This is a genomic window from Clostridia bacterium (assembly GCA_016887505.1).
Taxonomy (GTDB): Bacteria; Bacillota; TC1; order TC1; family UBA5767; genus UBA5767.
Genome location: CP069393.1, coordinates 2,090,837 through 2,110,712, shown reverse-complemented (window position 1 = coordinate 2,110,712; position 19,876 = coordinate 2,090,837). Strand labels below are relative to the sequence as shown.

Annotated in this window: 19 protein-coding genes and 1 tRNA gene; all 20 read right to left on the bottom strand. The window is 41.7% G+C overall.

From position 1 onward, the window contains the following. Positions 1–114 precede the first annotated feature (114 nt). Positions 115–1,257 carry a BMP family ABC transporter substrate-binding protein gene (locus JR334_10025; GenBank protein QRN85275.1) on the bottom strand — a complete coding sequence of 381 codons (1,143 nt, stop codon included), beginning with the start codon at positions 1,255–1,257 and terminating at the stop codon, positions 115–117. A 486-nt stretch (positions 1,258–1,743) separates the two neighbouring features. Continuing rightward, positions 1,744–3,123 (bottom strand): amidohydrolase, encoded by a 1,380-nt coding sequence (locus JR334_10020; protein QRN86914.1) that lies wholly within the window; start codon positions 3,121–3,123, stop codon positions 1,744–1,746. Positions 3,124–3,377: 254 nt separating this feature from the next. Then, entirely contained in the window at positions 3,378–4,574 is a 1,197-nt protein-coding gene (locus JR334_10015) for a MerR family transcriptional regulator (GenBank protein QRN85274.1), read from the bottom strand. Positions 4,575–4,769: 195 nt separating this feature from the next. Next, positions 4,770–4,845: transfer RNA gene (locus JR334_10010), tRNA-Thr, on the bottom strand. A 51-nt stretch (positions 4,846–4,896) separates the two neighbouring features. Next, positions 4,897–5,520, bottom strand: a complete 624-nt coding sequence (gene sigH / locus JR334_10005; protein ID QRN86913.1) for an RNA polymerase sporulation sigma factor SigH — start codon at positions 5,518–5,520, stop codon at positions 4,897–4,899. Between the two features lie 80 nt (positions 5,521–5,600). Next, complete coding sequence (locus tag JR334_10000) at positions 5,601–6,101, bottom strand: NYN domain-containing protein (protein QRN85273.1); 501 nt, start codon at positions 6,099–6,101, stop codon at positions 5,601–5,603. Positions 6,102–6,111: 10 nt separating this feature from the next. Next, positions 6,112–6,837, bottom strand: a complete 726-nt coding sequence (rlmB, locus tag JR334_09995) for a 23S rRNA (guanosine(2251)-2'-O)-methyltransferase RlmB (GenBank protein ID QRN85272.1) — start codon at positions 6,835–6,837, stop codon at positions 6,112–6,114. Between the two features lie 8 nt (positions 6,838–6,845). After that, a complete protein-coding gene (gene thyX / locus JR334_09990) occupies positions 6,846–7,538 on the bottom strand; it encodes an FAD-dependent thymidylate synthase (GenBank protein ID QRN85271.1) in 693 nt (230 codons plus the stop codon). 7 nt (positions 7,539–7,545) lie between these two features. After that, entirely contained in the window at positions 7,546–7,953 is a 408-nt protein-coding gene (locus JR334_09985; protein ID QRN85270.1) for a ribonuclease III, read from the bottom strand. Continuing rightward, complete coding sequence (locus JR334_09980) at positions 7,954–9,351, bottom strand: cysteine--tRNA ligase (protein QRN85269.1); 1,398 nt, start codon at positions 9,349–9,351, stop codon at positions 7,954–7,956. A 9-nt stretch (positions 9,352–9,360) separates the two neighbouring features. Further along, on the bottom strand, positions 9,361–10,818 hold the full coding sequence (locus JR334_09975; protein ID QRN85268.1) for a glutamate--tRNA ligase: 1,458 nt from the start codon (positions 10,816–10,818) through the stop codon (positions 9,361–9,363). 23 nt (positions 10,819–10,841) lie between these two features. Beyond that, complete coding sequence (locus JR334_09970; GenBank protein QRN85267.1) at positions 10,842–12,029, bottom strand: 2-C-methyl-D-erythritol 2,4-cyclodiphosphate synthase; 1,188 nt, start codon at positions 12,027–12,029, stop codon at positions 10,842–10,844. A gap of 7 nt (positions 12,030–12,036) precedes the next feature. Continuing rightward, complete coding sequence (locus JR334_09965) at positions 12,037–13,107, bottom strand: TRAM domain-containing protein (protein ID QRN85266.1); 1,071 nt, start codon at positions 13,105–13,107, stop codon at positions 12,037–12,039. A gap of 141 nt (positions 13,108–13,248) precedes the next feature. After that, positions 13,249–13,740 (bottom strand): CarD family transcriptional regulator, encoded by a 492-nt coding sequence (locus JR334_09960; GenBank protein QRN85265.1) that lies wholly within the window; start codon positions 13,738–13,740, stop codon positions 13,249–13,251. Positions 13,741–13,827: 87 nt separating this feature from the next. Then, positions 13,828–15,174, bottom strand: coding sequence for a DNA repair protein RadA (radA, locus tag JR334_09955; GenBank protein ID QRN85264.1), 1,347 nt, complete (start codon positions 15,172–15,174; stop codon positions 13,828–13,830). After that, positions 15,167–16,150, bottom strand: coding sequence for a tRNA dihydrouridine synthase DusB (gene dusB, locus JR334_09950; GenBank protein ID QRN85263.1), 984 nt, complete (start codon positions 16,148–16,150; stop codon positions 15,167–15,169). Before dusB ends, radA begins: the two co-directional genes overlap by 8 nt. Then, positions 16,151–16,918, bottom strand: coding sequence for a type III pantothenate kinase (locus JR334_09945; GenBank protein ID QRN85262.1), 768 nt, complete (start codon positions 16,916–16,918; stop codon positions 16,151–16,153). It abuts the gene before it with no gap. Next, entirely contained in the window at positions 16,915–17,448 is a 534-nt protein-coding gene (locus JR334_09940) for an ECF transporter S component (GenBank protein QRN85261.1), read from the bottom strand. Before JR334_09940 ends, JR334_09945 begins: the two co-directional genes overlap by 4 nt. A gap of 143 nt (positions 17,449–17,591) precedes the next feature. Continuing rightward, on the bottom strand, positions 17,592–19,109 hold the full coding sequence (locus JR334_09935; protein QRN85260.1) for an ABC transporter ATP-binding protein: 1,518 nt from the start codon (positions 19,107–19,109) through the stop codon (positions 17,592–17,594). 22 nt (positions 19,110–19,131) lie between these two features. Next, on the bottom strand, positions 19,132–19,800 hold the full coding sequence (locus tag JR334_09930) for a flavodoxin family protein (protein ID QRN85259.1): 669 nt from the start codon (positions 19,798–19,800) through the stop codon (positions 19,132–19,134). Positions 19,801–19,876: the final 76 nt, after the last annotated feature.

The following is a 19,876-nucleotide window of genomic DNA, read 5'->3' as shown; positions in this document are numbered from 1 at the left end:
AAATCACACCTTACAAAGTAATAATGGTGTAGTGGGGCAAGTTTTGCCCCACTACACCATTATTTAATTTAATCCCTTTTCACTTCAGTGGCTTAACCCTAGGCGCAATACTGATTATTCTGGTATTACACCTTCTATACCTTCTACAAACCAAAGCATAGAATTGATATCACTGTCTTGAATGCTTTCGCCGGCAGGTACAACGATTTCACCATCTTGATTTTTTATAGGTCCAGCAAATACATCGAACGTACCATCCATAATCTCACTTTTTCTAGTTTCGACCAAGGATACTATTTCACTGTCCACTACATCGTTCATAGGAGCAATATCTACGATACCGTCTTCTAATCCGCCCCAGTAGTCTCCACATTCAAAACTACCATCCAAGACTGATGATACAGCGCTTACATAATACGGGCCCCAGTTCCACACTGCCGAAGTTAAGTTCGCATGAGGAGCATATTCACACATATCCGCATTAAAACCAATAGAATAGGCACCTGCTTCCTCAGCAGCTTGTTGTGGACCATACGTATCTTGGTGTTGAGCAATTACATCTGCCCCTGCATCCAATAGACTTTTTGCTGCATCTTTTTCTTTTGCAGGGTCAAACCATGTATTCGTCCAAACAACCTTCACTACTGCATCTGGATTGGCTTCTCGTACACCAATTGCAAATGCATTAATTTCCTGTATGACGATTGGTATTGGGTGGGCTGCAACAAAACCTATTTCATTGGTTTCAGTCATCCCACCTGCAGTAAGACCCGTTAGATATGATGCCTGGTACATTCTTGCATAATATGTACTCATATTATCGGCTGTCTTATATCCTGAGCAATGGAAAAATGCTACATCAGGATTCTTTTCAGCAACATTCATCATGAAATCCATATAGCCAAAACTAGTTGCGAAAATTGCTACACATCCTTCTTCAATCAACTCAGTCATAACTCTCTCTGAATCTGAAGAATCCGGTACATTTTCCACATAAACAGTTTCAACATTCGGCATTTTTTCTTCTACATATTTTCTACCTTGATCATGAGCATAACTCCATCCTGCATCTCCTACAGGTCCGAGAAAAATAAATCCAACCTTTACCTGATCTTCTCCGTCCGCAACAAGTGCTTCCGTAGGTTCTTCAGATACATCCTCGGCTGGTTCTTCCGGCTGGTTGTTCGCACATCCCGAAATTGAAAGAACCAAGAAAAAACAAACAAATACTGCTATCAGCTTATGGTAAATCCTCATTATTTTCCTCCACGTTTTTTTAACTTATAACTACAGTGCGAGAATAAAATACTTGATTCCTTACGCTACGCATTAACTTAGTTGTATGTCTATTTTTTATGCTTGGAAATTATTTGAAAACTTATGCCAAAAACGGTAAGTCTACTTTGTATGCTCTCTTTGTCTTGCAGTTTGGCAGCACACACTGCCTAACACTAGACATTTCAGTCCTACTCTTGCAGCCATTTGCTACACTAGGCAGCACCTCATCGTTCTCTTCACCAGCTCCTTTATTTTTTTCTCTAGTTTACAACTCATTGGTACAAAAATCGGGAGCACTCCGTAAGTGCCTTCTTCCCTACTCAACTATCCCTTGAGTTTTATACCAAATCTATATCTTACTATTCAAGTGTACACCATACAGTCCCCTATACGTAAATGAGAAATTCGGGCATATTCACTCAAAGTATACAGTCGTACTCTACACTCTAGAAACCTAGCATTCTACTAGTTTTCATACCTTTCAGGAAACACCTTTTTACAGACATCATTGGCTTTGGAAGACAGAGCATGTTCATCTAATCCAGGAAACTCCCCCTCTTTCCAAACAACTTTACCATTAACCATGGTTAACCATACCGGACCCGTAATGCCAACGCGCGCAAGTACATTCTTGGGATCGTGGAGAGTACCAATCATATCAACGGTATTCGTGTCAATCATGAATAAATCTGCACCTTTCCCTAGCTCCAAGCTTCCTAGATCATGTCTTCCTAGCGTTTCCGCGCCATTCTTGGTTGCAATTTTCAAAATATCATATGGTGTCGGACAGCCGCCTCTCACTTTCGCAAAATAGGTTTGCATCAAATAGGCCATTCTCAGAGAATCCAATGGGTTGGCACTGTCACAAGTAGCTGAGCCGTCCGTTCCCAAACTAACTCGTACACCTGCCTTTTGCATCTCAAGCATGGGGAGTATCGGAAATCCACCCAATACAGCAGGTCCTGGACAGTGGGCAACCCCTGTACCAGTTCTGCCCAATACTTTGTATTCATCTGGCTGTATGTCCCAACCATGAGCAAGCCATACATCTTCACCTAGAAAGCCAATCTCTTCACACCAAGCTACTGATCGTTTCCCCCATCGAGCAACCATGCCCTCGTCCTCTCCTTCTCCTAAATGAGTATGAAGACGTAATCCATGTTTCCTTGCTAGCTTTGCTGACTCCATAAAAGTCTCTTTATACGAGTTAATTGGTTGACATGGGGCTATCACAATTTGTGACATCGAAAATGGATTGGGGTCATGATATTTTTTTATTAACCGTTCACAATCTGAAAGAAAATAATCAGTAGTCTCTACCATGCTATCCGGTATGGGACTGCCTTCACTATGTGGAATAGTGTTTGTAGCACGACCAGCGTGATACCGTATTCCCAAAAGTTCAGCAGCATCCATTTGCCTATCTACCATTTCCGGGCTTGCAGATTTTGGAAAACAATACATATGGTCAAAAATAGTAGTGCATCCATGCTTTAATGCATCTGCCATAGCAGCAATAGCAGAATGGTAAATAACATCCTCGTTAACCCGTTCAATAATTGGGAAAAATACATCGAGCCATTCCATGACAGATATGTTTACATAATCAATGCTGAGAAGATTCCTCACAAACGTTTGAAAGAAATGGTGATGCGTCGTAACTAGACCGGGATATATGAACTTGTCGCGACCATCAATCACCGTAGCATTATCCGCAATTATATTTTTACCTATTTCAATTATTTTTGCACCTTCAATTAGAATATCGGCATCCTTATAGACCCTATCCTCCGAGTCACACGTTACAATAGCCTTAGCATTTTGTATCAACACTCTTTTTTCCATTTTGCCATCTCCATTCTTTAAACATATTCCAATTCTCAAACCATCCGATATTCCCGGTTCCATCTCTTTTTCTGTCCTGTTATTGTAATACTTCACCTATTTCATCAAGGTCAGTCTCCTACAGTTTGCTAACCTAAGCTTACACCGCGTAGTCAGGCGGATGTAAACACAGTAAATTTAGACAAAAATAGAGGAGTGTACAGTTGAACTGCACACTCCCCTACTAATTTTCCCATTATATACCGAATCATCCATTAAGCCTTTTTCTCAGGACTGCAATAATACAAATAATATCCTAGTGTATCTCCAGGAAGATGAAATGGGATATCTGATTTCTTGATAATGTCTTCATCTAATTCCTCAATCGTCGCAAGCTTATTGGCAACTATATCTTCTTTGAATTTTTTCAAATCATAACTACATTGATTACCTAGTGGATGCATTTTCTTAAAGGTTTCAATGGATTTTATGCCTTCCTTTATATAGGTGTATACACCTGCTACTTTAGTGGATTCATGAAATAAGGGTCTAATATTGGATATCATCGTATCAGAATTGGACCGATTGTAGAAATTTGATGACATAAAATCAATAGCATAATCGATACTTCCTTGTTTAAAGGGATAGCGGTCATCCCCGTTTACAATGAAAAGAATATTATAGTCCTGCTCCAATGAATCGATTCTATTCTTGTACATTTCAATTATTTCCTTATAGGGATCAGCTATGATATACAAAGCATCTGGATCAAGGTATTTTAATCCCTTATTTAGAAAACAGAACAGATTCACATAGTTTTCAAAAACTACTTTATCCTTTAAATCATTTTGTTGTAACCATTTAATGATGCGGTTATGCCACTTTTGAACCAAAGTGATGGTGTATGGGTCAGCATCATAACATTCCCTGTGAGGATAATAAATCTCATACTTTTTATTTATATTGCTGTTGGCCATATATATTCCATTTCGAATATGTGCTGTATAGGAACATTTACAGACCAAGTCTGCATTCATGATTTGATTCTGGTTTATTTTCGCATTCTCTAGTTGCAACATACTTTTGCAGTGTGGGCAAGACAAATAATCCAAAAACTTAATATGGATGCCCGTATGCTTCTTTGGAACTTCTTTGGCTTGTTTAACTTCAACAATCATCTTGTCGATTTCAGAAGTAATTGAATTCAAATGTTCAATCTCATGAAGGTGTCTTGACCTTACTTTTAAAAATGTTTGAACGTAATGATCAATATCCTGCTTATCTACCAGATTTGAGCTTCTTCTGATCGACAATAGCTCATGAATTTCAGAAAGTGTAAAATTTAGTTCTTTTATCCGCAAAATGAATTCTAAATCTTCTACACACTGAGTATCAAAAATAAAATTTTTATTTACCTTATCCGGAACCAAAAGTCCTAGTTCAACATAATATCTAACCGTTGTTAGCGGCATGTTGAACCTTTTTGCTATTTGCCCAATCCGCATCCTACATTTCCTCTCGAAACCTCATACTTACAACAAGAAAGAACCTATGCAACCATCTTTTAATATAATTATACATCATAATTAAGATATTTATATAATCCATAGCAAAATAGGAGGTACCCTTTATTGGGCATAAAAAAAGAGAACCCCTACGGGTTCTCTTGGAGCCAACAACCAGGATCGAACTGGTGACCTCCGCCTTACCATGGCGACGCTCTACCTACTGAGCTATGTTGGCGACTCAACAAATACAATTTTACGTATTTAGTTATGCCTTGTCAACATATTTCTACTTCTTTTCGATTACTTTTTCTAGTTTTCTCTTTACTCTTTGTAGAGCATTGTCGATAGATTTTACATGACGGTCAAGATCTGCTGCAATCTCCAAATAGGACTTGCCTTCTAGGTAAAAGTTGAGCACCTTCCATTCAAGTGGAGACAATACCTTGCTCATCTTTTCCTCAATATTGGCAAATTCCTCCCTGGATATCAGAAGATCCTCCGGGTCTGTAATTTTAGTTGTTGAGATTACATCCAATAGTGTACGATCCGATTCCTCATCGTAGATAGGTTTGTTTAATGAAACATATGAATTGAGTGGGATATGCTTTTGTCTGGTGGCCGTCTTAATAGCCGTAATAATCTGGCGGGTAATACATAGCTCCGCAAAGGCACGAAAGGAAGCCAATTTCTCATATTTGAAATCCCTTGTTGCTTTATATAGCCCAATCATCCCTTCTTGAATGATATCTTCCTTGTCCGCACCAATAAGAAAATAGGAGCGTGATTTCACCCTTACAAAGTTTCGATAGCGGTTAATTAAAAACTCTTGGGCATAACTGTCCCCATCTTGAGACTTAACAACCAACTCTTCATCAGTCAACAGAATATATTCGTCCGTATCCATGCTCATGTCTGAAATCATATGGGCTCCTCCGTATAAACTTCTGCGTAAGAACAATTATAAACCAATATATTACATACTTCAAGAAATCAGGGCCTAAGCATCGCCTTTAGAACCTGCATGACCTCTTCATCCATATCGGCATCCAAATAGTTTCTTTGGCCTGCTTGATCCATAAAATAGTTCTTCTCTTTCCTCTTACTGTTCTTTAAATCCTCCAAGAACTCTCTAGAACTGAGGCGGATCGCTCCAGAACCAAATATACACTTTTGCTCTTCATAATCTGAGGTTACCACCGTAACATTGTACCCCTGTCGCACAAAAGTATCTGTCGCCTTTTCGATATACGTATCGGCCGTCTCATCCTTTTTGGAGTATACAATCTGCAGATGTTTGTATTCTTCTATATCTTCTTTTTTTCCAGCTCCGTCATAGACCAATATGAGGTCTTGCTGTTGAAACCCCGCAAAATTCATGAGTAGCCCCTTCAGAAAGTCTCTGCCATCTTCTAAGCGCTCAAAATCAAACAGTCGCCTCTCTCGTCCATAACTTAACAGATTGTAACCGTCAATAATGATTAGACGTTTCATAGATTAACTCCTAGCCTCGCAATTTACTAGTCTCATAGAGCACAATACCTGTAGCCACTGAAGCATTCAGGGAATTAATGGTACTTTCCATGGGAATCTTAAGTACAAGATCACATTTTTTGCGGGTAAGCGTACTCATCCCTTTTCCCTCACTGCCCACTACAATTGCCAGCGGTCCTGTAAGCACAGTATTGCCAATTAGTGATTCCCCATCAGCATCCGTTCCTACAATCCATAGTCCCTCTTGCTTCAGTCTATCTATGGTTTGGGCCAAATTAGATACACGGGCCACTTTTATATGCATTGCTGCTCCAGCAGAAGCTTTTAGAACAGTTGAAGTGATAGCGACACTTCTTTTCTTGGGCAGAATAATACCATGCGCTCCAAAGCAAACAGCCGAGCGAATGATGGCCCCTAAATTATGCGGGTCCTCTAAATGGTCGCAAATAAGTATCAAAGGTGTTTCCCCTTTTTTTGTTGCGATGGATAAAATATCCTCCCATTCTACATAGCCTAACGGTGCCATCTGTGCTGCCACGCCTTGGTGGTTCTCCGTACCACTAATTCTGGTTAGAGAGGTACGGTCATGATAGTCGATGGGCAAGCCACGTTTTTTGGCTTCTGCCAAGATATCTTTGTTTTTCTGATTATCCTTCAGTAGATAAATCCGTTGTAGATTGGCATCACTCGCCAATGCTTCAAGCACTGGATTCCTACCGTATATCATTTCATCCATTGTATTTCCTAATCCCGTGCCCGAAACAGCTCATCCGTTATTATAACCTCTGCACACTGTTTTAATGGGAACGTTTCATCGTAAGGTATGTCGCTGAAAAGTTCCGGAAAGACTTTTTGGAACGTTTTCAGGATAGGTATGGCCAATTCTCTGGCCTGGGGATGCGCACTTTTATCTGCACGAAGACGTAAAAAATGTCTCCATTCCCGCATATTATAGGTCACTGCAATCTCCGTCTTCAGCGAATTCGGAAGCACGCTTCTTGCTTCTTGAGGTGTTGCCCCAGCCTCTAGCATAGCAAAATAGCTCATTTCTGCGTTTAGACAACCCTTGTGCCATAGTTCATAGCGAGGATCCTCTTTTTCATAAAAACAAGGCTCGATCACCGTAATCTCACTGCCAAATTTTTCCTTGTTATAATTACAATACCGAGTCGATTCTTGCGAATAACTCCCTATGCGATGACGTACGACTTCATGAGTCACGCCACGGTCAGTCACCAACAGCAAGGTAATCTTCTCATGTTCAATTACAGATTCATGCCCATTCCTCATAATACTGCGGATAAAACTATCTCCAGGAGTTGTCTGCATTTTATCCTCAGATTTGTAACAGATTCTAGCATAACGTTCTAAGCGTTTGAGAAGCACCCGGTCCAACTGATCCTCCGGTATCCTCACGGATGCTTTTACGATTTTCATCAGTCAGTCACTCCCCTTTCTGCTCCTCCACCACGCGGTAAAGGCATTCCATAGCCTGTTCCAGCTTTTCAGTCTGTGCGGTCAGCTCATAGTAGCCCACGATGGCCTCAAAACCAGTCGCTAATTTATATTCTGTCATATCAGCGTTTTTACGTGTATGCCTAGATTTCGCGTTTCTACCTCGTTTGGCAATCGTCATATCTTCCGCTGAGGTAATACCTTTCAGCATATGATACGCTGCTGCCTGAGCACTTGCTCGAACATAGGCAACAACCTTTCGATTAACCAAATTCATACGATAACATCCATCCTCTAAAACACGTCGTCTAACCCTGAGTTCAATAACTGCATCCCCAATATAGGCAAGCATCAGGGGTGCAATCTGGCGAGCTTCAATCGGTGTCATTGCTTCCATCTATTTCTCGACTTCCCAGACCGTTCCTTCCCTAGTATCCTTAATGTTGATTCCCAGGGGTTTCAGTCCGTCGCGAATTTGATCCGCCAGTTCAAAGTTTTTCTCTTTTTTGGCATTATTACGAATTGCAATTAACAAGTCCATCAGGCCACCTGCCAAAGCATCGTCTACTTCTTCTACGGCCGGTTCTTCCTCAATAATACCTAAAATATCAATCGCAAAATCTTTCATCAATGACTTAGCCGCTATCAGGTTGTCTGTATCTTTCGTGCGAATCGCCTTATTGATCTCTTTGGTTAGATCAAATAGCAGTCCGATGGTTAAAGCAGTATTGAAATCATCGTCCATGGCCTCTTCCATCTTAGCACGGAATTCTTCCCACCGTTCATCCTTAGCAGAAGTCTCTTTCAAGTCAAGTGCATTCAAACGATTCCATGTATTCTGTAATTTGGATAAAGCTTTTTGGTCCTCATTCAATTTGCTGTCACTAAAGTCCAAGGGACTTCTGTAGTGCGTACTCAGCAAAAAGAAGCGTATCGCCTGACCACTAAATTTCTCCAATACATCTCGTACCATGAAGAAATTACCTACAGACTTGCTCATTTTTTCCTCATTTACTGTGATAAATCCATTATGCAACCAGTAATTGGAAAATGTAGTTCCCGTATATCCCTCTGATTGAGCAATTTCATTTTCGTGATGAGGAAAAATCAAATCATATCCACCACCATGAATATCGAAGGTTGGACCAATATATTTAAGGCTCATGGCTGAACATTCGATATGCCAACCAGGTCTTCCCTTGCCCCATGGGCTATCCCAGGATGGTTCACCTGGTTTTACCTTTTTCCATAAAGCAAAATCCAGTGGATCTTTCTTTTCATCATCTACGTCTACTCTTGCACCCGATTTTAGATCATCCAAATCTCGTCCAGAAAGTTTACCATATCCCTTAAAGCTTCTCACCTCGAAATATACATTTCCGTCTACATTGTAGGCAAGTCCCTTATCTTCTAACGTCTTAACCATATCGATGATATCATCTATATGCTGACTAACCTTTGGATGCATATCTGCCTCTAGAACGCCCAATGCGGAAGCATCCTTTTTGTATTCCTCAATATAACGAGCAGCTAAGGAGATGGGATCTTCTCCTAATTCTGCTGCCTTATTAATAATTTTATCATCTATATCGGTGAAATTCTGAACATACGTCACCTCATAGTTCTTGTAGATCAGATACTTTCGAATAGCATCAAAAACTACCATAGGACGTGCGTTTCCAATATGAATGAAATTGTAAGTCGTCGGCCCACAAACATACATGGAAACCTTGCCTTCTCTTACTGTTTTAAAGGGAACTTTTGCCCTGTCCATCGTATTATATACTTTTAACATATTCTCACCCTATAAGCGAATCGCTGTATTCGCAAATATTCTCTCTTTGACTTCGTCGACACCCAAAACGGGAATCAGCTCATGCATCTCTGGTCCACTCATAACACCCGTTAGTGCAATACGAACAGGCATAAATACTTGTTTGCCTTTCAAATCCATGGTTTTCATGGTTTCCTTAAAGCATTTTTTGACCACTGCTGGCGTCAATTCGTCTTTATCTGAAAGCAACTGAACAAACTGTTTTAGCATGTTTGGTATGAAATCTTGCGAAATAATTTCCTTGGCTGTTTCATCTTCAAGGGGTTTACTGCCAAAAAACAGCTCCGCTTTCTCCGAGATTTGAGACATATGGTCTAGGCCAGTCTTAACTACCGCCACAATACTTTTTATTTTTTGGTAATTGGCTTTCGTTTCAGCTTCTTCCAAATAACCGCTTTCAACCAAGTACGGTATCGCTAACTCAGTCAGTCTATCCTCATCAGCTCTTTGTATATGCTGATGATTGATCCAATTGAGTTTATCCATATCAAAGACAGCGGGATTTTTTGCTACCCGGTCCAGGTCAAACAACTGCTCTAGCTCCTGCATGCTAAAGAGTTCGTCTTCTCCTTCAGGTGACCAACCTAAGAGAACTAAGAAGTTTACCAAGCCCTCTGGTAGAAATCCAGCGTTTACATAGTTCACCACAGAAGTGGAACCGTGCCGTTTGCTCATCTTGCTACGGTCTTTGCCTAAAATCAGAGAAACATGCGCAAACTTAGGCTGTTCCAAACCCAACGCCTGGTAAATCAACACTTGGCGCGGAGTATTAGAGAGATGTTCCTCACCTCGAACCACATGGGAAATCTTCATCGTATAGTCGTCTACTACTACCGCAAAGTTATAGGTTGGTATTCCATCTGACTTAACAATGACAAAGTCGCCAATACCATCGCTTTCAAAAGTAACCTTGCCCCGGACCAAATCATCTATTACGATATTCTCTGCCTGCGGAACACGAAAACGAATAACCGGTTTTCTACCTTCCGCAATATAGGCTTCTTCCTGTTCTTTGCTTAGGTTGCGGCATCTTCCATCGTAACGAGGCATCTCGCTCCGACTCTTTTGTTCCTCACGCATATCTTCCAGCTCTTCTGGTGAGCAGTAGCATCTATACGCAAATCCTTTTTCCATAAGCTCGTTTACATACTGATTGTATAAATCTAGGCGTTCAGTCTGACGATATGGTCCATAGTCGCCACCTACATCAATTCCTTCATTCCAATTGACGCCTATCCATTTAAGAGCATCTTTAATATTTTCTTCTGACTCTCTAGATGAACGCTCTAAGTCTGTATCTTCAATCCTTAAAATAAAATCTCCGCCATACTTCTTGGCAAAAAGATAATTAAACAATGCAGATCTCGCTCCTCCAATATGCAACGGTCCCGTTGGGCTGGGTGCGAATCTCAATCTTACTCTATCCATGCTACTTCCTCCTCTAAAAACATTCATTCTATTGTACCATAAGGGCTCTTTTCATCCATTCTTTTTTGCTTAATGCAACAAACTGCTTGGGCAGCAATGCCTTCTTCACGACCACAAAAACCCAGTCCTTCTGTCGTGGTGGCTTTGATACCAATCCGTTCCAAATTTACTTCCAGGTTTTCTGCAATGTTGCTTTTCATCTTATCTCTGTACGGCATCAGCTTGGGTTTTTCCGCTATGAGTACCATATCTGCATTCACCAGTTCATATCCAGCATCACGCAAGATCTGTCCTACTCTTTTTAATAACACCAGACTAGATACATCCTTAAAGGCCGCATCGCTATCAGGGAAATGTTCTCCAATATCTCCAGCTCCCATTGCACCTAGCAAGGCATCCATCAGGGCATGAACCAGCACATCTCCATCTGAATGAGCAAGCAACCCCATACTGTGGGGAATATCCACTCCCCCTAGCACAAGTCTACGGCCTGAAACCAACTTGTGTGCATCGTACCCTGTGCCAATTCTCATCTCACTCACTTCTATCTTATCCCTCATCCAAGCCAAATCTTCCGGATCAGTTATCTTTTTGTTCATCTCGTCTCCTAGAACAACGTGTACAGTCTGGCCCCAAGCCTCTACCAACGAGGCTTCGTCTGTATATACACCACCATCCAACTTTTCCTTAAAGGCCTTTTGCAAGAGACTTCGTTTAAAAACTTGTGGCGTTTGAACTGCACGTAGCTCATCCCGCTTTAGTGTTTCAATAGCAAGACTACCCCTTACTCTCTTAATGGTGTCTTTAACAGGAATAGCGGGCACTACAGCATCGGCACCATTTTCACAAGCTTCAAGCAATCTATGCCAAAGGACAGGCGAAACAAATGGCCGCACACCATCGTGTACAGCCACAAGATCCATTTGCGGGGAAACTACGCTTACTCCGTTACGTACTGAATCTGTCCGATTGTTAGCTCCAGCAACAACTTGACTGATTTTTCCATAACGAGTCGTAAGTTCTTGAACCATCGTCGGCATTTCCTCTGCCGGTAGAACTAGAACTATTTCATCCGTCGCTATATCATTATTAAAAAAATCTAAACTGTATTCCAAAATGGTTTTATTTCCCACTCGAAGAAACTGCTTCGGAACCGGATGGCCCATCCTCAGCCCCTTGCCACTGGCAACCACCACTACACTAACCTTCATGTTTCACCTACCTAGGTCTGGCAAAAATCATCCGGCCAGCTGCCGTTTGCAATACGCTAGTTACTTCCACATTGATGGTATCTCCTACCAGTTGCTTTCCATTTTCAATGACCACCATGGTTCCATCATCTAGATAGCCGATACCTTGGCTAGCCTCTTTGCCTTCTTTCATAATCTTTACTCTAAATTGTTCACCTGGCAATACAACCGGTTTAAGGGCATTGGCCAGTTCATTGATATTCAAAACTTTTACGCCCTGTAACTGAGCAACCTTATTAAGGTTGTAATCGTTCGTCAAAATTGGCATACCCAAATCCTGTCCCATTTTTACCAATTTCGCGTCGACTTCATGAATATCCGGATAATCAGATTCCTCAATCCGTACCACAATATCATCTTCTTTTTGCATCATTCCTAGGATGTCTAAACCGCTTCGTCCACGATTTCGTTTCAAGGAATCAGAAGAATCCGCAATTTTTTGTAACTCATCTAAAACAAAATTAGGAATCACCAAAGAACCATCAATAAAACCGCTTTTCGCAATATCATAAATTCGGCCATCGATGATTACACTTGTATCTACCAGCTTGTCTATACCCATCGGTTGAACTTGGGGTGATTTCTGTCGTGTACTTTTCCCTCTCGAAACAAAGTTAGGAAAAATACTAATAAAATCTTCACGACGTCTCGTACCAATCATCCACCCAATATAAGCAAAGAAAAATGCAACCAATACATAAATGTATGGTCCCACCAAAGGTAACTTGTAAATAGAATTCCCCAACAGCAAGGCAAGAACCAGCCCAACAACCGTACCAGCCAGTCCACTAAGCATCTCTTGAGGTGACATATTGTCAAAACTAGTACGAACAATTTTAGTCAGCTTTTCTAGTCCGATAAGTAAAAAGTGGGCAGCCACATAACCTGTCAAGGTCGCCCCAATTAACGATAGCACCATGTAACCAATATTAGCTTCTAAATCAGTTGCCAAATAATTACGAAAAGCCACTCCTAGAAGAAGGTACAAAGGTACAGTCAGCATACCAGTCAGTACAAACCTTATTACATTCCTTAGCATTCGATTCTCCTTATGATTTCATATAAAATATAAAAGTATAAATGATAGAAATATTGAATAAATTAGTAAAAAACAAAAATTTGTTGTGACTAAAAAAAATGATTACCTAAAGAATAACCTAGGGTACGCAATTACGCAATACTATTCTTGCTCTTCCCCATTCAAAAAGCCCAAAATAATTTCCTTGGCTTCGTCTTGCTCAATGTCATTGGCTAGCGAAATTTCACTCGTCAAGATGCCAACAGAGTTGTCTAACATCTTCTTCTCACCAGCGGACAGACCTTTCTCGCAATCTCTTAAATACAGGTCTTTGATCACTTCAGAAATCTCTTCAACTTCACCAGTTTTCAGTTTTTCCATATTGGCACGGTAGCGATGGTTCCAATTATCCGACAAGTCGCGACCATCATCTTCGAGCACAGCAAAAGCCTTCTCCATCTCGACTTTATTGTTCACTTCTCTAAGACCCAAATTATCCGCATTATCTACTGGCACCATAACTTGCATGTCATTAATTTCTAAATTTATTATATAGTATTCTTTTTCTTCACCCATGACTTCCTGAGCCTCAATATTCACAATTTCTCCGGCGCCATGCATGGGATATACTACTTTTTGTCCGATTTTATACATAATCAGCCCTCCACATCAGTATATATCCAGTATATCATAAAAAAATAAGAATACATAATATCACACTACTACACCCTATGTCAATTGCTAACTAGTACGTTCAATGGCTTCGCGAATGTTCTTGACGCCTATAAGTTCTACTGGTGCCGTCTTCGCTAGTTTTTCAGCCATCTCCCACGGCAGTAGTACTCTTCTATATCCTAAGTTGTGGGCCTCAAGCACCCGTTTTTCAATTTGGGGAACATTTCGTATTTCCCCTCCGAGTCCCACTTCTCCCAAAGCCAAGGTAGTTGCATCGAATCTCTTTTCTTTTAAAGAAGATACGATCGCCATGCAAACAGCCAAATCCGCTGCGGTTTCCTGGACCTTCATGCCCCCAGCAACATTGATATAAATGTCTTGATCGGCCAGCACATAATGCATCTTCTTTTCTAGAATAGCCAACATCAGATGTAAACGATTCAGGTCGTAGCCACTAGACAATCGTCTTGGATTGCCGAATGGACTCTTGGCACAAAGTGCTTGAATCTCTAGCAAAAAAACTCTCGATCCTTCAAGGGATGGATACACTACTATGCCGGAAGACGTATGCTTACGAGATAAAAAAAGTTCTCCTGGATTTTCCACTCCGATTAGTCCCTTTTCCTTCATCTCAAAGATTCCAATCTCATGTGTTGAACCAAAACGGTTTTTTGCACCGCGTAGGATGCGAAATTCCTGGTTTTTATCTCCTTCTAAATAAAGAACCGTATCAACCATATGTTCTAGAACTCTGGGGCCTGCCAGGTTCCCCGATTTGGTGACATGGCCTACCAGTATGATTATGCGGTCGGAGCCTTTGGCTTCGAGCATCAGTTTCATGGCACACTCGCGTACCTGTGAAACACTTCCTGGAGCGCTCTCGCTTTCTTCTGTATAAACAGTCTGGATGGAATCCATAATAATTACTTTAGGGTTTTCTTTGGTGATTCGATTTAGAATGCGTTCCAGATTATTTTCAGGAAGAATTAAAATATTTTCCCCCCTTATGCCTAGACGTTCCGCACGCATTTTAATCTGGCTCGCTGATTCTTCCCCAGATACATAGAGAAGCGGCTCCTTGGCCGCCAATTTTTCAGCACTTTGCAATAAAAGGGTAGACTTGCCGATTCCCGGATCTCCTCCTAAAAGGACAAGAGAATCCAGGACGAATCCACCTCCAAGTACCCGGTCTAATTCCACCAGGCCACTTTGCATTCTTTCACGGTTTTCCCCAGATACTCTAGCAAGTGATTGGACTTTTCCTTCTTTTAGCGACCGAATACTCTTGGTTGTATTAATTGGTTTTTCCTCATTCAAAGTATTCCAAGCTCCACAACCAGGACACTTGCCCATCCATTTGGGTGACTCCTGTCCACACTCAGAACAAACAAAAACACTCCGGGACTTAGCCATGGTTTTCTTCCTCCTGCTGATGCAGCAAAAACTCGTCTAATAAATGAATCATATCATCTACTTTTTCTGTTTGATTGATGATGTCTCGGTAATGAGCAGCGCCCCGCCCATTCTTAATATACCAGGCCAGCTGTTTTCTCATTTCACGGACGCCAATCCGTTCTCCCTTGAATTTACAGACCAATAGCAAATGTTGCTTGGCCATGCTAATTTTTTCCTGCATATCTACAACTTGGGGAGACTCTCCGGCTAGGACCTGGAGATTCTGACGTATTAGCCAGGGATTGCCAAAAGCACCTCGGCCAATCATCACAGCCGCACACCCAGTTTGTTCTATCATTCGTTTCGCGTCCTCAGGTTTCGCAATATCTCCATTCCCGATTACCGGAACAGAAACTGCAGATACCACTTCTTGAATACAGTTCCAATCCGCTTGTCCACCATAATACTGGGCCCGGGTTCTGCCATGCACCGTAATAGCAGCAACTCCCAGGCTACATATTTTCTTTGCCAAGGGGAGCACTAGGTTCTCATCTCCATAAAATCCCTTTCGCAGTTTAACGCTAACGGGTACCGATACCGCACTCACCAATGCATCTACTGCTCGAAGGGCTACATCCGGTTCAAGCATCAAGGCAGAGCCTTCATTATTTTTTACCACTTTAGGGGCCGGACACCCCATATTGAAATCGATCCACCTAGCGCCTCGTTCCACCATGATTTTAGCAGCCTTAGATAAGGACTCTGCTTCCCTACCAAAAATTTGAACAGCAATCGGTTGCTTTTCTCCGGTGGTATCCATAAGGTCATAGGTCTTTTTATTATTATAAACCAAAGCCTTATCACTAATCATCTCCGTGAAAACTGCTCCAGCCCCCATTTTTTTACTAATTATTCGGTACGCTTTGTCCGATATGCCAGCAAGTGGCGCACTAACAACTTGGTTGTCAATCTCAATGTTTCCTACATTCCACATCTATTTTCTATTCCGATCATAAATTATTTTCAAACCTTTCAAGGTTAAATCTTTATCTACTGCTTGAATAAGGTCTGTACTCAACGCAAACATCTCCGCCAATCCACCTGTAGCTATAACCTTCGGTTCCTCTCCCAATTCTTCGCTTATTCTTCTGATAAGCCCTTCAATTTTGCTCAGATAACCATAAAATATGCCGGATTTAATGGAGTCCGTTGTATTTTTACCAATTACATTGACAGGTTTTTCAATTTCGACAACATGCAACTTCGAAGTCATGCGTCCCAAAGCCTCTACTGACATTCTTGGTCCTGGGCAAATCGCACCACCTAAATATTGACCCTTCCCCGAAACAACATCAAACGTAGTCGCTGTACCAAAATCTATAACCAGGCAGGCACTCTTATATTTATCGTACGCTGCTACGCCATTCGCAATACGGTCAGCTCCTACTTCTTTGGGGTTGTCCAATAAAATAGGCATACCCGATTTAACACCCGGACCTAAAAATAAGGGTTCACTACCACACAGTTTTCTAAGCATCGTGCGATATGGTTTATTTAGCTCCGGTACTACCGAGGAAACAATGCTATCTTGGATTTGACTTGGATCTAAACCCTCCAAGTCAAATAAGCCACGAATCAACACTAAGTACTCATCTTCTGTCTTATGCTTTACTGTTTCAATGCGCCAGCTTTTATCTAGCACATGATGTTTCATCACACCAATTACGGTATTTGTGTTACCAATATCTATCAATAGAATCATCTTGAAATCTCCATATAGCGATTCACCGCTTTATAAATAAAAAATATCAGGACTGCTGCTACAACAACCTCTGGAAGCCCATGGGTCACGACAATCATACCCGCAACACGCCAGTCCGGAAGAAAGCCACGCAACAAGGCCAAGCCAAGCACTCCTATGGTGTTGGTAAAGGTTCCTATAACGGCCGCCACCACCGATCCAAGAGCCTTCTTGTCTAGTCGAGCCAGGGGAATAAAGACAAGGTACGAAGTAAGCCCAATCAGAACTCTGGGGCCAATGGCAATCAGAGGGTCTGCAAACAGGGGGCTTCCTTGTTGGATAAAACTAAACATACCAAAGATTAGTCCCACCAACATACCTACAACAGGTCCTTCTAGAATGGCCGCCAATATGACCGGGATGTGCATAATTGTTGCCCGACCAGCTGGCGAAAACGGTATAGGTATAAATCCCAGAGACGTACTCCCCAGCACCACGGTAATGGCTCCCAACAGACCCACAACAGCAATCTGCCTAGTATTAAATTTCATAAGTCCTCCAACCTTAATAGGTCTAATGTACAGCCGCAAAAGCGTGCCGTCACATTGAGTATAGCAGATAAAAAAGCAAAAGCCTAAGGCTTTTGCTTTCATCATTAACGCCTATTTTCTTGTTGTAAAAACTTGCTAAAGTCCTAAAAATCTTGTTTTTTCGAACCGGCCATCATCAGACCCAATTCCGCTACTGTTGCGTCTTCAGCCTCGATGACTCCCATGATTTCACCTTCATATATAACGGCAATCCGGTCTGCCAAGGTTAGAATCTCTTCCAACTCTGTCGACACCAAAAGAATACCGACACCGTTAGCACGTTCTGCTATCAAACGTTCGTGTACAAATTCTGTAGCACCAATATCCAAGCCTCGAACGGGGTGCGCAGCTATTAGGAACTCAGGGTCACGGTCCAACTCTCTGGCCAATACCATCTTCTGCTGATTACCACCAGATAAACTACCGCCGGCCGTCTCAATGCTTGGTGCTTTCACATTAAACTCTTTTAGAAGTCTTTCGGAACTTTTTTCAATTTCATTCCAGTTTAAGCGTTTTCCTTTGGCAAAGGGTGGTTTGTAATAGTCGATTAGCATCAAGTTTTCCTTAATACTCATTTCACTAATCATGCCCCGCTTATGACGGTCAGCCGGAATATGGGCCACACCACGCTTCATGATTTCCCTGGGATTAGAATTGGTTGAATCTGTGCCGCAGATTTTTATGCTTCCTTTGGTCACTTTTCTAAGTCCAGCAATAACATCGAGCATCTCATCCTGGCCATTACCATCTACACCGGCAATACCCAAAATTTCACCTTTTCTTACCGTTAGATTAAGTCCGTTCAAGGCATTAATACCTTTGTCACCGACGCATTCAACGTCCTTCATTTCTAAGACTACATCACCCAACTGTGGTTTTCCAATGGAGCGGTCTAAATCAATTTCACGACCTACCATTAATCTAGCCAGCTCATGTTTATCCGTATTTTCTTTCAATACCGTTTCGCACGACTTGCCACTTCGAAGTACCGTTACACGATTGGAAATATGCATTACCTCATTTAATTTATGCGAGATAAAGATAACAGTATGTCCTTCACCAGTTAGCGTGTCGATCATTTTGAAAAGCTCATCTACCTCTTGCGGGGTTAATACCGCTGTCGGTTCGTCTAAAATAAGAAGATCCGCACCCCGATAGAGTGCTTTTAGAATTTCTACTCTCTGTTGTTCGCCTACAGTCAGGTTTTCCACCATTTCATAAGGGTCAATCTTCATATTGTATTTTTGCGCCAACTCAACGAAAGCATTTGCAGCGCCATCCAAATCCAGTACTTGCTTGTTTTCGGTCATGCCTAAAATCACATTCTCGATAACAGTCAGTGCTGGGATTAGCATAAAATGCTGGTGAACCATACCAATGCCGTTTTCAATGGCTACTCGTGGTGAATGAATATCCACCTTTTTACCATGCAGCCATATTTCACCAGATGTCGGACTATATAACCCGTACAGAATATTCATCAGTGTGGACTTACCGGCGCCATTCTCACCCAACAAGGTATGAACTTCACCTTTTTCCACTTTGAATGTTACGTGATCATTCGCCAAAACACCGGGAAACTGTTTGACGATATCTCGCATTTCTAAAATATTTTCAGCCATAAGTTCTCCCCCAAACTATCTATTAGTGGTCGCGGAGCGGTGATTTTTCTCCAACTAGTCCGAGCTCTTTTTTCATCTCGTCCCATTTTGTTCTACCATGTTCCGTCACCATTACCGCCTCGGCAACCCCCAAACCTAACCGCCTGATTGTATCTAAACCAATCTCATCAGCCAACACTCCGTCTTTCTTGTTGTCTTTGGTCCATACTGTACCGCCATTATAACAACCGCCAAGACCACCAGATACCAACATTTCATGCATCAAATAGTAATTAATGATGGCCAGATTGGTCATTTCCTGACCCCCATGTCGTGTACCGCCAGTAGCGATTGCTGCACCGACCTTGTTTTGCAAGTGGCCAGGATGCACTAAATACATCGGACGTAATCTGTTGAATATTGCTGCCAATTGTGCTGAAACGTTCATGTCATAAACAGGCGAGCCAATGATAAATCCATCTGCCTTAAGAATTAGCTGCTCTAGCTCCTGTAGATCATCTTTGATGATACACATGCTATTGTTGCGAATGCAGGCATCGCAGTGAACACAGTATCCTATTTTCTTACCACGAACTGTCCAATATAGTGTTTCAATGCCAGGAACTTTTTCCGCTTCCTTCAGTGCCTCATTTACTGCAAAATCGGTAGCCCCTTTACGTGGACTGCCACTAATGCCTAATATTATTGCCATCGTTCTATCTCCCTTCAAATTATTGGAAGGATTGCACCTGCCGTAGCAGGTGCACTAGGAATTTGAATGTTATCAA

Excerpts from the sequence above, each read along its gene's own strand:
- radA (QRN85264.1), bottom strand. The coding sequence starts at position 15,174 with ATGGCTAAGTCCCGGAGTGTTTTTGTTTGTTCTGAGTGTGGACAGGAG.
- JR334_09935 (QRN85260.1), bottom strand. The coding sequence starts at position 19,109 with ATGGCTGAAAATATTTTAGAAATGCGAGATATCGTCAAACAGTTTCCC.
- JR334_10000 (QRN85273.1), bottom strand. The coding sequence starts at position 6,101 with ATGAAACGTCTAATCATTATTGACGGTTACAATCTGTTAAGTTATGGA.
- JR334_09930 (QRN85259.1), bottom strand. The coding sequence starts at position 19,800 with ATGGCAATAATATTAGGCATTAGTGGCAGTCCACGTAAAGGGGCTACC.
- JR334_09965 (QRN85266.1), bottom strand. The coding sequence starts at position 13,107 with ATGCTAAGGAATGTAATAAGGTTTGTACTGACTGGTATGCTGACTGTA.
- JR334_10020 (QRN86914.1), bottom strand. The coding sequence starts at position 3,123 with ATGGAAAAAAGAGTGTTGATACAAAATGCTAAGGCTATTGTAACGTGT.
- JR334_10015 (QRN85274.1), bottom strand. The coding sequence starts at position 4,574 with ATGCCGCTAACAACGGTTAGATATTATGTTGAACTAGGACTTTTGGTT.
- rlmB (QRN85272.1), bottom strand. The coding sequence starts at position 6,837 with ATGGATGAAATGATATACGGTAGGAATCCAGTGCTTGAAGCATTGGCG.
- JR334_09945 (QRN85262.1), bottom strand. The coding sequence starts at position 16,918 with ATGATTCTATTGATAGATATTGGTAACACAAATACCGTAATTGGTGTG.
- JR334_09940 (QRN85261.1), bottom strand. The coding sequence starts at position 17,448 with ATGAAATTTAATACTAGGCAGATTGCTGTTGTGGGTCTGTTGGGAGCC.
- JR334_09985 (QRN85270.1), bottom strand. The coding sequence starts at position 7,953 with ATGGAAGCAATGACACCGATTGAAGCTCGCCAGATTGCACCCCTGATG.
- dusB (QRN85263.1), bottom strand. The coding sequence starts at position 16,150 with ATGTGGAATGTAGGAAACATTGAGATTGACAACCAAGTTGTTAGTGCG.
- JR334_09960 (QRN85265.1), bottom strand. The coding sequence starts at position 13,740 with ATGTATAAAATCGGACAAAAAGTAGTATATCCCATGCATGGCGCCGGA.
- thyX (QRN85271.1), bottom strand. The coding sequence starts at position 7,538 with ATGAAAATCGTAAAAGCATCCGTGAGGATACCGGAGGATCAGTTGGAC.
- JR334_09970 (QRN85267.1), bottom strand. The coding sequence starts at position 12,029 with ATGAAGGTTAGTGTAGTGGTGGTTGCCAGTGGCAAGGGGCTGAGGATG.
- JR334_09975 (QRN85268.1), bottom strand. The coding sequence starts at position 10,818 with ATGGATAGAGTAAGATTGAGATTCGCACCCAGCCCAACGGGACCGTTG.
- JR334_09980 (QRN85269.1), bottom strand. The coding sequence starts at position 9,351 with ATGTTAAAAGTATATAATACGATGGACAGGGCAAAAGTTCCCTTTAAA.
- sigH (QRN86913.1), bottom strand. The coding sequence starts at position 5,520 with ATGAGCATGGATACGGACGAATATATTCTGTTGACTGATGAAGAGTTG.
- JR334_10025 (QRN85275.1), bottom strand. The coding sequence starts at position 1,257 with ATGAGGATTTACCATAAGCTGATAGCAGTATTTGTTTGTTTTTTCTTG.